This window comes from Brevibacillus sp. NRS-1366, from assembly GCF_050467985.1.
Genome location: NZ_JBITPN010000021.1, coordinates 286,274 through 299,404, shown reverse-complemented (window position 1 = coordinate 299,404; position 13,131 = coordinate 286,274). Strand labels below are relative to the sequence as shown.

At 46.7% G+C, this 13,131-nt stretch carries 11 protein-coding genes; 9 read left to right on the top strand and 2 right to left on the bottom strand.

Annotated elements, in window-relative coordinates; genetic code table 11:
• The 5 genes from ACIFQN_RS15615 (at nucleotide 1) to ACIFQN_RS15595 (ending at nucleotide 4,988) form a co-directional block, all read left to right on the top strand.
• Nucleotides 1-837 carry a carbohydrate ABC transporter permease gene (locus ACIFQN_RS15615; RefSeq protein WP_429833956.1) on the top strand — a complete coding sequence of 279 codons (837 nt, stop codon included), beginning with the start codon at nucleotides 1-3 and terminating at the stop codon, nucleotides 835-837.
• A gap of 95 nt (nucleotides 838-932) precedes the next feature.
• Complete coding sequence (locus tag ACIFQN_RS15610; protein ID WP_429833955.1) at nucleotides 933-2,258, top strand: ABC transporter substrate-binding protein; 1,326 nt, start codon at nucleotides 933-935, stop codon at nucleotides 2,256-2,258.
• 91 nt (nucleotides 2,259-2,349) lie between these two features.
• A complete protein-coding gene (locus ACIFQN_RS15605) occupies nucleotides 2,350-3,084 on the top strand; it encodes an HAD hydrolase-like protein (RefSeq protein WP_429833954.1) in 735 nt (244 codons plus the stop codon).
• Nucleotides 3,081-4,019, top strand: coding sequence for a sugar phosphate isomerase/epimerase family protein (locus tag ACIFQN_RS15600; protein WP_429833953.1), 939 nt, complete (start codon nucleotides 3,081-3,083; stop codon nucleotides 4,017-4,019). Before ACIFQN_RS15605 ends, ACIFQN_RS15600 begins: the two co-directional genes overlap by 4 nt.
• A 27-nt stretch (nucleotides 4,020-4,046) precedes the next feature.
• A complete protein-coding gene (locus ACIFQN_RS15595) occupies nucleotides 4,047-4,988 on the top strand; it encodes an NAD(P)-dependent oxidoreductase (RefSeq protein ID WP_429833952.1) in 942 nt (313 codons plus the stop codon).
• An 87-nt stretch (nucleotides 4,989-5,075) separates the two neighbouring features.
• Here the strand turns inward: ACIFQN_RS15595 and ACIFQN_RS15590 are convergent, their stop codons facing one another.
• Nucleotides 5,076-5,456, bottom strand: a complete 381-nt coding sequence (locus tag ACIFQN_RS15590; protein ID WP_429833951.1) for a DoxX family protein — start codon at nucleotides 5,454-5,456, stop codon at nucleotides 5,076-5,078.
• Nucleotides 5,457-5,646: 190 nt separating this feature from the next.
• On the opposite strand from ACIFQN_RS15590, the gene ACIFQN_RS15585 reads away from it, so the two are divergent.
• Nucleotides 5,647-7,464, top strand: coding sequence for an APC family permease (locus ACIFQN_RS15585; RefSeq protein ID WP_429833950.1), 1,818 nt, complete (start codon nucleotides 5,647-5,649; stop codon nucleotides 7,462-7,464).
• A gap of 54 nt (nucleotides 7,465-7,518) precedes the next feature.
• Here the strand turns inward: ACIFQN_RS15585 and ACIFQN_RS15580 are convergent, their stop codons facing one another.
• Nucleotides 7,519-8,070: a hypothetical protein gene (locus tag ACIFQN_RS15580; RefSeq protein ID WP_429833949.1), complete on the bottom strand. Its 552-nt coding sequence runs from the start codon at nucleotides 8,068-8,070 to the stop codon at nucleotides 7,519-7,521.
• Nucleotides 8,071-8,225: 155 nt separating this feature from the next.
• Here ACIFQN_RS15580 and ACIFQN_RS15575 point away from each other — a divergent pair, with 155 nt between their 5' ends.
• The 3 genes from ACIFQN_RS15575 (at nucleotide 8,226) to ACIFQN_RS15565 (ending at nucleotide 13,083) form a co-directional block, all read left to right on the top strand.
• On the top strand, nucleotides 8,226-8,828 hold the full coding sequence (locus ACIFQN_RS15575) for a TetR/AcrR family transcriptional regulator (RefSeq protein ID WP_429833948.1): 603 nt from the start codon (nucleotides 8,226-8,228) through the stop codon (nucleotides 8,826-8,828).
• Between the two features lie 576 nt (nucleotides 8,829-9,404).
• Nucleotides 9,405-11,687, top strand: coding sequence for a DEAD/DEAH box helicase (locus tag ACIFQN_RS15570; protein ID WP_429834143.1), 2,283 nt, complete (start codon nucleotides 9,405-9,407; stop codon nucleotides 11,685-11,687).
• Nucleotides 11,677-13,083 (top strand): ribonuclease H-like domain-containing protein, encoded by a 1,407-nt coding sequence (locus ACIFQN_RS15565; RefSeq protein ID WP_429833947.1) that lies wholly within the window; start codon nucleotides 11,677-11,679, stop codon nucleotides 13,081-13,083. The genes ACIFQN_RS15570 and ACIFQN_RS15565 overlap by 11 nt, the downstream gene beginning before the upstream one ends.
• Nucleotides 13,084-13,131: the final 48 nt, after the last annotated feature.

The following is a 13,131-nucleotide window of genomic DNA, read 5'->3' as shown; positions in this document are numbered from 1 at the left end:
GTGGGGGCACTGAGCTGGGCAAAAGTCAAAACAGGCATCCGTTACGCAGCGTTAGCTGTCGTAAGTGTAATCATGGTATTTCCGTTTATTTGGATGTTCTTGATTTCGATCACGCCAAAAAACGAGGTCTACAGCGGGAGTATTTTGCCGTCGACCTTTCATTTTGAAAATTACATTCGCGTATTTACGGATACCAAGATGCTTCTTTATTTGTGGAACAGCATTTCTGTCAGCTTGATCATCATTGTTTTTCAGATTGTATCCGCTATTTTTGCAGCGTATGTATTCACGACGGTCCGGAAGAAATGGGTGCAATTTTGTTTTGTGCTGATCTTGGCTACGTACATGCTCCCATCAGCTGTAACGTATATTCCTTCGTTTATTCTCTTGTCCAAAGTGAATCTGTTGGATACGCATACGGGTTATATTCTCAGTGAATTTATCAGCATCTTTGCGATCTTTTTCTTGAGGCAATCTTTCGTTCAAGTGCCAAAAGAAGTCGTCCATGCAGCGAAATTGGATGGGGCGGGACATTTGAGGCTGATTTTCACGGTGTATATTCCGTATTGCAAAAATGCGATTGCTTCACTGGTCTTGATCACCTTCATTTACAGCTACAACAACTACATGTGGCCTTCCTTGCTCATCAAGTCAGAAGAAAACATGTTTGTCACGATTGGTTTGCGGAGGCTGTTTATGAGTCAGGCAGGTTATGGAATGGACTTTCCACTAGCCATGGCGGCGTGTGCGGTGTCGCTGCTGCCGATGTTAATCCTGTTGGCCGTTGCCAGCAAACGAATCATTCATTCCATGGCGAATCTGTATGTGAACAAATAATAAGGTGGTGATGTGCTGAGCTGGGAACCAGGTACTGATAAATGTGGGCATCGCTAATGGAGACGAAAACAGCTATTTATCGGGAGGGCATCATTGTGGAAAAGCGACAAAGAAACGCCAAGAGCGTCATTTCTTCGATCATGTGTTTTGCACTCATTATGACAGGGGTAATCGGTTGCTCGAATCAATCTTCATCGGAAAGCAATGCGAATGCAGCTTCAGCGCCTCAAGGAAAAGTCAAACTGGAATTCTACTATGGTCTTGGCGGTAAGCTCGGGGAGACGATGCAAAAAATCGTGAAAGACTTTAACAGCCAAAATCAACAATATGAAGTCGTGCCGGTGATCCAAGGGGACTATGGTGAAACCTTGCAAGCATTACAAGCATCACTTGCAGCGGGGAAGCCTCCTGCACTGTCTATTAACGGTTACCCGGAATTTATGAAGCTGGCAAAAAGCGATGCGCTGCTTCCATTGGATGAGTATATCAATCAACCCGAGTATAAAAAGGACGATGTTCTGCTGTTGGAGCAAGGCAAGTACAATGAGGCAACCTTGGGTGTTCCGGCCTATGTCGCTACACAAATGATGTACTACCGAAAAGATATCTTTGAAAAATACAAGATTGATTACAATTCTTTGGAAAGCTTCGAACAATTGGCGGATGCGGCGAAGCTCATCAAAGAAAAGGAAGGCATTAGCGGCTGGTCTGTCATGTGGTACGCAGAGCATATGATCGATTACGCACGTTCAGCCGGCGGCGATATCGTCAGCGAAGACGGGAAGACCGTTACAATCGACTCGGAAGAATGGATTTACGCTTGGGACAACATTCGCAAATGGATTCATGAGGACAAGATCATGGACACCGTCTATGGCGGGAATGGCTGGGAATGGTGGTATAAAACGATCGACAATGTGATGAATGGAAAATCTGCAGGATACACAGGTTCTTCTGGCGACGGAGGCGATCTGGATTTTACCAAAGTGGCAACTGGGATGCAAAAAGGATTTCATGGAGAAAAGCCTAGACCTGTAGCGACCTCTGTCATGTTTAACTTGTTCAAAGCGTCCTCCAAAGAGCAGCAGCAAGGTGCTTGGGAATTCGTGAAGTTCTTCTCGGAAGCGGAAAAAACGGCTTACTGGGCAGTAGAAACAGGCTATATTCCGATTCGGGACAGCGCGGTGAAAACAGAGATCTACCAAAATAAATTGAAAGAAAATCCATATTTATCGGTTCCTTTGGAACAGGCAAAAACAAATGGCATCGCTCCTTTTGTAGATCCGACAGGCGGCAAAATTTATGCGGAGATTGAGCTTGCGAAAGACAAAGTGCTCATCGAAAACATCCCGGCAGCGGAAGCGTTGAAAGAAGCGAAAAGAAAAGCGCAAATTGAGCTCGACAAGGCTCTGAAGCAATAAGCGTCACGAGCAAGCACGTATGGAAGGGAGCTCGCTATGAGAGATGCGCGTGGGTTCCTTTCCCATCCTTAATAAAATGGAGAGATGAATCATGAAAAACGACATCGCACTAGCTGTATTTGATCTTGCGGGAACACTTGTAGAGGATAACAACGGAGTCAGAGATTGTCTTCATAAAGCGGCAGTGGAATACGGATTGAATGTGACAAAAGATGAAATCAGCACCCATATGGGTACAAACAAAATTCATCTCTATCAATTTTTAATTGCCAGAACAAAAGGAAACATCATCGACTTTAAAAACTTCGAAGTAGACATCGACAATACGACCCATGATGAGGCCGTTAAGCTGTACGAACGATACACCGAATACATGATTGCTTACTATCAGGAAAATTGCCGAGAAATCGAAGGCGCTACCGAAACGCTGAAATGGTGCAAGGAGAATGGTATCAAAGTAGCGACAGGGACAGGCTTTCATAAAGACATCAACAGCGTCATTATGGAGTCGCTCGGTTGGGTGAAGAATGGCCTGATTGATTATGCTGTCGATCTCGATATGGTTCCAGAAGGCAAAGGACGCCCGGCTCCATTCATGATTTTCAAAGCGATGGAATTCTTGAATGTGCAAAATGTAAGACAGGTCATTAAAATCGGCGACACACCTGCTGACATGCTCGAAGGCTACAATGCAGGCTGCAAAGCGATTATTGGCGTGATGCAAGGCTCGACTCCAATCGAAGTGTGGGGTAAGTACTACCATACGCATGTGATCGACACCGTGAAAGAACTGCCTGAGCTCATCGTGTCTGGAAAAATCGTATGATGGATCAACTGGAGAAAACAGCGAGTATCGGCATTGTACTTCCTAAGCTGTTTCCTTTTCCGCAAAGCAAGCCGGAACAGATGATTTCCAGTCTGTTAACGATTCTGGAAGACCCCTTTTTTACGGCAGTGGAAGTTTCGTACATGGCTGATAAAGAGGCGAGGGAGCTTGCGAGAAAGCATATGCAGTACAGTTGTGTGGAAATCATTTTCAACGGCGGAGATGCTTTTAGAGAGCTGCAGATTGATGTAAGCTCCCTAGATCAACTTATTCGAAAAGAGTCTATCAAAAAGTGTCACATGCTGATTGACCACTGCTATGAGATGGGTGCAAAAATCATGCATATCGTGACAGGGAAGTTTGAAGGAGAAGAAAGGAAACAGCAAAACATACAGGCGTTTATTGCCTCCGCGATGGAGCTATGCAAGTACGCGAAGGAGAAAGCGCAAACGGAAAAGTATGAGCTGTGCATCTCTCTAGAGATCGGGGATCGGCATGTTGACCGCAAATATTTGCTGGGCCCTACCCATGAGGCAGTGAACGTAGCAAGAATCATCCGCAGCGAATATAACAATTTCGGTTTGCTGCTTGATCAAAGCCATCTTCCGATTATGGGAGAAGATCCGCACAAATCACTGTGGCTGGCCAAAGACTATTTGACGCATATCCACATCGGGAATAGCTACATCAAAGACAGACAAGCCCGATATTTCGGCGATAAGCACATTCCTTTTGGTGTCAAAGATTCGGAGGTAGGCGTTGCAGAGCTTACCGAGTTTATTACAACGCTCAGAGAAATTGACTTTTTTAAAAGCCCAAAACCAACGAGAAAGCCAGTGATTACATTTGAAGTGGGCTGTCTTGAGGATGAATCTCCGAAGCTTGTTATCGCTAATATAAAGAGGACCTTCTTTGAAGCTTGGGCAAATGCATAAACACTGTTTACAGGGGGTGTTGTCTACATGAATGTACTAATTACAGGGTACTTTAACGATTATTCGAAACAAAGAGTGATTCAATCGTTTCCGCAAGATTGGAAAATTCACATTGTTGAACCGCAGCGAATCGAGGAATTTATCAGCGAAGCGGATGTGTTGATTCCAGAGCATATCGAAGTAAACGAAGCCTTATTGAACAAAGCCCAACAATTAAAGTTTGTTCAGACGGGGGCCGGTTTTGATAATGTCGACATTGAAGCGTGCACCCAAAAAAGCATTTGGGTAAGCAATGCGGCTGGTGTAAATGCGAATGCAGTAGCCGAGCATATCATGGCTCTCATTCTTGGTTACTACAAGAACATTTCGTTTCTGGATCATTTCATGAAAAATGGAGGAGACGAAACGAAGCTGGAGTACGTCGGTGGCGAGCTGCGGGGGAAAACGATCGGGACAATCGGCTTCGGCGCGATTGGGTCCAGAGTAGCGGAGCTTGCAAAAGCGTTTCAGATGAACGTACTGGCTTATGATACCAACAAAAGCATTCAAAGCGATGACGTCGAATTGGTTGATTTAGATACATTGATTGCCAATTCAGACGTAATCACAATCAATATTTTTCTAAATGAGTCGACACGAAATTTAGTAGATAAATCGTTTTTAGATAAAATGAAAAACGATGGGCTGCTTGTGAATACAGCGAGAGGCCCTATTGTGTGTGAAGACGATTTGATCGAAGCGCTCAAAAACAAGGTGATTGGCGGAGCCTGTCTTGATGTATTTACTGCTGAGCCTTTGAGCTTGAACAGTGAGCTTCGAGCTTTGAAAAATGTCATCCTAACTCCTCATACAGCAGGTATGCCGGATGGAACCAAATTCCACGAAACCAGATACCGTTTCTTCGTTCAAAATATAGAGCGAATACAACGGAAGGAAGCGCCGCAAAATCATTTAAATCAACTCTTCTAAACGTAGGAAGCAGTGATCAAATGCGTCATGCGAAAGAGGCTCGGGGTAAAACGAAAACCCAAGCCTCTTTTTGCTGAAAGAAAACAATTACGGCGAATACAGACCAGGACCAATAAGCGCAAGACCCACTGCTACAGCAATAATGACGACTAAATACTCAATACCGCCCTTATCAATCCAATAGCCATTGGGCAGGTGAACTTTCATGGCACCGAGCATGGCGATCACAATCATAGCCGCGCCCAGCGTGAAAAAGAACCCGGAAGCGAATAAGAGTCCGCCAACCAGCTCAAGAATGCCCGCGATCGTAGCCATCAAGACACCCGGTTTGATTCCAACCGATTCCATCCAGCCCCCGGTCCCCTTGATTCCGTGTCCACCAAACCAACCGAATAATTTTTGACTCCCATGCCCAACAAAGCTTAATCCTAAAACGAGACGAATAATGAGCAATCCGAGATCGACCATGATGCTTCATCACCTTTCGGGAGTGTCAATAGAGAGCGATCACTCATTTTTAGATACTGTCCCATAAAGGGTGAAATTATCCATTTCACGATCACGAAGCCTTCTATATGGATAACAGGCGAGCTTTTTGTTTGTTATTTCTTTGCAGAAGAGGGGAAGCTAACAAAAAATGTTGGTAAGGAGAATTAGCATGGTACCGGGTTTTAAACGATTGATAATTGGCAGACCGATGAAATCAAATGAGCTGGGGGAAGAAAAGTTAAACAAGGTAAAGGCATTAGCTGTGCTTTCATCTGATGCTTTATCTTCTGTAGCCTACGGAACGGAACAAATTCTTCTCGTGCTCGTTACAATGGGTGCAGTAGCCTTATGGTATTCTATCCCCATATCGATAGCGGTCGTCTGTCTTTTAACGATACTGATTTTGTCTTACCGCCAAACCATTTTTGCTTATACAACAGGCGGTGGCGCGTATATAGTGGCCAAAGACAATTTCGGCACATCGGCTGGATTAGTTGCGGGTGGCTCTTTACTCGTAGATTACATTTTAACCGTGGCGGTGAGTACCTCGGCTTCCACAGATGCCATTACTTCCGCTTTTCCGGTGCTTCATAATCACCGTGTACTGATTGCTCTTCTCATGATTGCCTCGGTAACCATATTAAATTTACGGGGGATCACAGAATCTGCAACGATTTTAATGTATCCTGTGTATCTGTTTGTCGCTGCTATTTTTCTATTGATCATCGGCGGGGGATTTCAATGGATCGCGGGTAATGTGCATGCTCAAACGCCAGTATACGGTGTAGCTGTCCCGGGGATCACTTTATTCTTGCTTTTACGGGCATTCAGTTCTGGCTGTTCAGCGCTAACAGGAGTAGAAGCCGTCTCGAATGCGATCCCCAATTTCAAAAATCCTGCACCGAAAAATGCGGCTTTAACCCTCGTCATGATGGGACTCATCCTCGGCATGATGTTCATGGGTATTAGTTTACTGGCTTATTCGTATGGTATCGCCCCAAATCCAAAGGAAACGGTCGTATCGCAAATCGCGTCAGCTATATTTGGGAGAGGAGTCATTTACTACTTTATTCAAGCGGTTACAGCCCTGATTCTATTCCTTGCAGCCAATACTGCTTTTGCTGCTTTCCCCTTGCTCGCGTTTATGCTAGCCAAAGACAGATTCATGCCGAACATGTTTATGGTCCGTGGAGACCGTCTTGGCTTTTCGAATGGTATCATTTTCTTGGGTGTTCTCTCTGCCATTCTGGTGATTTCTTTTGGAGGAAGAACGGAGAATTTAATTCCTTTATACGCACTTGGTGTATTCGTCCCGTTTACGTTGTCTCAAGCAGGAATGATGAAGCGATGGATAACCAAAAAACCACAAGGATGGTTCATTCCTTTTGTTATTAATACCATTGGAATGCTGACTACCCTTACGATTTGTCTTATTTTCCTGATTACCAAATTTTCGCATGTGTGGACGATTTTCATCTTCCTTCCTATCGTTATTTTTATTTTCCGGAAGATTCATGGGCATTACAGTGATTTGGCCGAGGAGCTTCGACTGGATATCGCAACAGAAAAGCCCCAGCCAAAAGGAAGTGTGATTGTCATCCCGGTAGCTGGCATCTCACGGGTTGTAAAAAACACCATTAGCTATGCCAAGTCATTGTCTGATGACATCGTGGCCGTCTATGTTGGATTCAGTGATGAAGAGATGAAGAAAATGGAAGAGAGATGGGAGCAGTGGAATCCTGGTGTGCGGTTGATTGTTTTACGTTCTCATTACCGGAGTATCATTAAACCATTATTTAAGTTTATTGATACGGTTGAATGGAAAAAGGCAGAAACGGATCATGTGACTGTGATGATTCCGCAATTTATTACCAAACGTTGGTGGCACAACCTGCTTCATAACCAAACCAGTTTTTTTCTGCGAGCTTACCTTTTTGCTCGACAAGATGTCAAAATCGCTACTGTGCCGTACCGATTAAAAAAATAGGATACCTGTGCAAAAAAAAACGGCCCTGACACTCAAGTATTAGGGCCGTTTTCTTTATGATGCGCTTATGCTCTTGCTCTTCTTGGGCCAGATGAAATAGCTGGCCGCAATCAAAAGATCGATCCCTAAAACAATCGTCCAAAGCTTTGTAATTTGCAGCAGTGCATTCGTTCGAGATGGATCATCGATGAAATAAATCATCGCGACGAGCAGGGCTGCCCCGATCAAAAAGGCAAAAAGGTGCTTAAGCCAGCTTTTGGCGTAGTGTTTGGCATGCTCGATGCCGTATCGCTTAGGCTTCCCAGAAGCTTGCTTGGTGAAATAGTACTGGAATTTATCGTCGGCCCATTGAATCATACTTTTCCCAAAGGCGATGGATACTCCAATATAAACAGCGGCAAGTCCGTGAGCAGTCGTCGCGATGGCTCCGCGGTACAGATCCACCCCGGTGATGATGAGCAGAAGAAGATCAACGAAGGGAGTCAGGGCTAACAGAAACAAACCGGCCTTCTTTTGTTTGAATACATACCGTGTGAGTAACCCCAATCCAATGACAACCCAAAAGGCTATCTCACATTTGACGATCATCCATGCAATCAAATTCAATGTACATGTCTCCTCTGGCGGTTTCTCTTCCTTGATCAGGACACGAAATTTTTTGTGATACAATTGTATTATATAAATATGTTAGCATCTGTCTTTAAATAATACAATTGTATTATTTAATTGCTTGGGCCTGCCTATCTTGATAAAATACAGCTATGCCAAAACTGATCGATCATGAGAAAAGAAAAGAAGAAATTGCCGAAGCGACGTGGCGAGTGATTGTAAAGCTGGGAATGGAGGGAGCGACGGTCAGAAACATCGCCAAAGAAGCAGGTCTATCTTTAGGTGCTCTGCGCCATTACTTTTCCACACAAGATGAACTGCTGATTTATGCAATGCAGCTCGTGAAAGAAAGGGCGACAGCGCGAATCGAGAAAATCGCTTTATTGGAAGACGATCCGCCAAAAGACAAAATCATGAAGTTGGTTCTGGAGCTTGTCCCGACAAATCAAGAAAAGATGGCAGAAATGGAAGTTTGGTTCGCATTTACAGCCTACTTTAGACATAAACAAGAGGTGTTTGATGCGCAGCACGACGGGATTTATCGCGGACTGCAAAAAATCATAAACTATGCAGAGCAATTTCACATGCTTCCTAAACAGGTAGACAAGGACTTGGAAACGGAGAGGCTCTATGCGCTCATCGATGGCTTGGCGCTGCATGCGTTGCTGGAGCCGAAGCGCGTTGACAAGGAGCGGATTGAGCGGGTGCTGGTTTATCATCTGACAGCGCTTTTCGATGGTGGAGCAAGTAAATAACCAAATAGTAGAAGGCCGGGACTCCCTGTGAAGAAGGAGAGATTCGGCTTTTTTTCATTTTGTGGTGAGCGTTTCCTATCGTAGGTTGTCCCGTATGTAAATACCATGAAAAAAGTGAAATCCCTATAATCGACAATAGAAAGACGAAAATGAATGTAGCAAGACTAAGACCGCACAAGTTAGATAAGACATGCAACAAGAAAGGTATAAATGATAGCTGGCATCGGGTTTCCCAAAATGGATAAAGAGAGAGGAGAGAAACGAGACTTTTTGCCCTACTTTTTTTCACGATTCGTCAGCGCGAAAGATGTGTACGCGCAGCCGATTGTAGTGACGGTGCGTTCGCCGGAAAATGAATGGATTGACGTTATGCAGCCGAACGTCGCACTGTTGGCGATGTTGCATTACGAGACTCGCCCCAATTTAGTCAAGCTGTTGCTTTCTAGACAAATTAGTGCTTTTTCCTCCCCACCACACAGCATGACAACCACCTCCCTCACTTTGCACTTTCTCACATATTTATACATTTACAACCCGAACGCCTATTCGTACAATAAGGGCAAGAAGGTGACGAAGATGAATCGAAAAAAAGACATGTCTGCCGTACTGGATCACTTAAAAACAGACGAACGTTTTCGCGATAACATTGAACATTGGAGAGTCATTCCTTCGCGCGAAGCTAAGTCCGTTCCTTTTCCTGTGGAAATGGATTCGCGCATACAGGATGCTTTAGTTAGAAGAGGAATTACCTCGTTGTACACGCATCAGGAAACCTCCTTTCGCCATGTATGCGAAGGAAAACATATCGTAGCTGTAACCCCTACCGCCTCTGGAAAGAGCATGTGCTACCATCTGCCGATCTTGCAGACACTGTCAGAAGATACGCAGGCACGTGCGCTTTACCTGTTCCCAACCAAAGCTTTGGCACAGGACCAAAAGTCCGAGCTGCACGAGCTGATTTCAGAAATGGGTCTTTCGATCAAGTCCGAAACATACGATGGGGATACCCCGGCCAATATACGGCAGATGGTTCGAAAGGCAGGAAATATTGTCATTACCAACCCCGATATGCTGCACTCGGCGATTTTGCCGCACCATACGAAGTGGGTTTCCTTTTTTGAACATCTCAAATATGTCGTCATTGATGAGCTGCATACATACCGAGGGGTGTTTGGCAGCCATGTAGCCAACGTGATTCGGCGCCTCAAGCGAATTTGCGCCTTTTATGGCAGCCATCCGCAATTTATTTGCACATCGGCTACGATCGCCAATCCAAAAGAGCTGGCAGAGCTGTTGACTGAGGAGCAGGTTGAGCTGGTCGATAATAACGGCGCACCAGCAGGAACCAAGCATTTTGTCTTCTACAACCCGCCTGTGGTCAACCGGCAGTTAAACATTCGGCGCAGCGCCACACTTGAAGCGCGGGATATTACCGAACAGTTTTTGACCAATGGCATTCAGACGATCCTGTTTGCCAGAAGCCGTGTTCGCGTGGAAATTTTGCTGACGTACTTGCAGGAGCTGATCAAGCGAAAGCTCGGTTCAAAGACGATTCAAGGGTACCGTGGCGGGTATTTGCCCAGCCAGCGAAGGGAAATCGAGCGTGGCTTGCGCAATGGTGAGATCATGGGTGTAGTGAGTACCAATGCACTGGAGCTTGGTGTTGATATCGGCCAGCTGCAGGCGTGCGTGATTACCGGGTATCCGGGCTCAGTTGCCAGTACGTGGCAGCAGGCGGGACGAGCGGGAAGGCGGCAGGGGGAGTCGGCTGTGATCATGGTCGGGAGCTCTACGCCGTTGGATCAGTACGTAATCGCCAATCCTGAGTACTTTTTTGATCGCAGTCCAGAGACCGCGCGGATCAATCCGGACAATTTGATCATTTTGGTGGACCATCTCAAGTGCGCCGCCTATGAGCTTCCGTTTCGTGAGGGAGACCGTTTTGGCCGCGCGGAAATCGTGGAGATTCTGGAGTTTTTGACCGAGGAGCAGGTGCTTCACTACTCGCGGGGCAAATGGTTCTGGATGAACGATTCGTTCCCTGCGCACAACATCAGCCTGAGGTCAGCCTCACAGGAAAATGTGGTCATTATCGACATCAGTGAGCGGGGCAATGAGCGAGTCATCGGGGAAATGGATCGGTTCAGCTCGATGACGCTCTTGCACGATGAAGCGATTTATTTGCATCAGGGTACCCAATTTCAAGTGGAAAGGCTCGATTACGAGGAAAAGAAAGCGTACGTCCGAGAAGTGCAGGTCGATTACTATACGGATGCCAATCTGGCTGTTCAGCTAAAGGTGCTCGAGCAGGACCAGTATCGCCAGCATGCGCAGGGCGTTTTTGCGTACGGTGAGGTTTCCGTGCATGCGATGGCGACGATTTTCAAAAAAATCAAGTTCGAGACGCATGAAAACATCGGCTCTGGTCCGATTCACCTGCCAGAAGAAGAGTTGCATACGAATGCAGCGTGGATCGGCTTTTCGGAGACGCTCTTGACGGAAATCGGTACGGAGGATGTGGAGCGTGGATTGGTTGGTCTGGCGCATGTGCTGCAGCACGTGGCTCCGTTGTTCGTCATGTGCGATCCGATGGATTTGCACGTGATTCCCCAGCGCAAGGCAGTCCACTCACAGGAGCCGACGATCTTTTTATACGACCGCTATCCGGGAGGGATCGGCCTTAGTGAGCAGGTGTACAAGGAAATGGAAATGATTCTCACCCAAGCGGAGCGGATGATTGTTTCCTGTCCATGCGAGTCCGGCTGTCCATCTTGCGTGGGAGCGACCGATGACGGCAGCAAGGAGCTGGCCATGACCTTGCTGCGCGTCGCTGGGGGGGGAAGTGCGTATGTCTCTTAAGTCCAAGCTGCAACGGATGAAAGGGCATCTGGTAAAAGAAACGGACAAAATAGAGACTTCGTCGATGGAATTGGCTCCGGCGCAGGGACGCGATGCTTTGGTAAACGAATTCCCTGCCGAACAAGAGCAACACCAGCAGTCTATGCCTACAGACAATCCGACGCAAGAGATTCCATATGCGGACCGCTGGGAAAAGCTGCAAGCCACGCCGTACATATGGGAAGACGAGCATGTGATGATCCGTGAAGTTCGCTTTCCGATTGGTTGGCGGCACGGGGCTTATGCTTTTTCCGAGCTGCATGAAGCGATTTCGATTTGGGAAGCATCTGGCAGAGAGCATCCGCTTTCGGCGGCGGGCAGACGACCGGAGGACCTGTTGTTTTTTGACACGGAAACGACAGGTTTATCCGGCGGTGCGGGCAATACTGTCTTTCTCTTGGGATACAGTCGTATCGAAGGTGAACAGGTCGTGGTGCGTCAGCATTTCCTGCCTGCTCCCCACGCGGAAGTGACCTTGTACCAATCGTTTTTGGAACATGCGGGGAAATCTTCTCATCTGGTGACGTTTAACGGGAAATCCTTCGACTGGCCGCAGGTTCGGACCCGGCATACGCTGATTCGCGATCAGGTCCCTGCTTTGCCCGTGTTTGGTCATTTCGACCTCTTGCATGGCGCCAGAAGATTGTGGAAGGCTGAGCTGGAATCATGCCGATTGGGGATCATCGAGCAGGAGAAGCTGGACGTTTTTCGAGAAGACGACTTGCCAGGTTACTTGGCACCGGTCCGTTATTTTGACTTTTTGCACTCCCAGGACCCGGATGTGATCGAGGGTGTGCTGCGTCATAATGAGACGGACGTCTTGTCTCTCATTACTCTCTACATCCACATGACCCGGCTATTGTTAGATCATGAGCATGGAGCTATCTCTCATGAGGAGCGCTTTGAGATTGCCAGATGGTATGACAAGCTGGGCGATCAGGCGGCAGCTATGGATGGGTACCGTCTCGTCGCAGACAGTAATCACGCATGGAGCAACCGGGCAAGACTGGCGATCGGGCACCTCTACAAAAAGCAAAAAGATTATCAGCAGGCACTGCACGTCTGGGAGTCTTGCATGAAATCATCCGGCTACGTCCCGGAAGAGGTATATATCGAGGCGGCCAAGCTGTGCGAGCACCAATTCAAAGATTGGGAAAAAGCGCTGCATTATACACGGCAGGCGTACGAACAGTGGAAGAAGCGGGGAAGCCTTTTGCGCAACAGGTCAAAAGCGGATGGGATTGCGTATCAGAAGCGGATTGATCGGTTGGAGGCGAAAGGACGGGGAAGCGGGACGGAAGAAGACGGCCAAAATTCCGGACTTTTCGATTGGCCGAATGACAGTCCGAGCTTATAAAATAAAAAACAAGTCCGAGGCAGAATTTGCTTTGGACTTGTTTTTTGT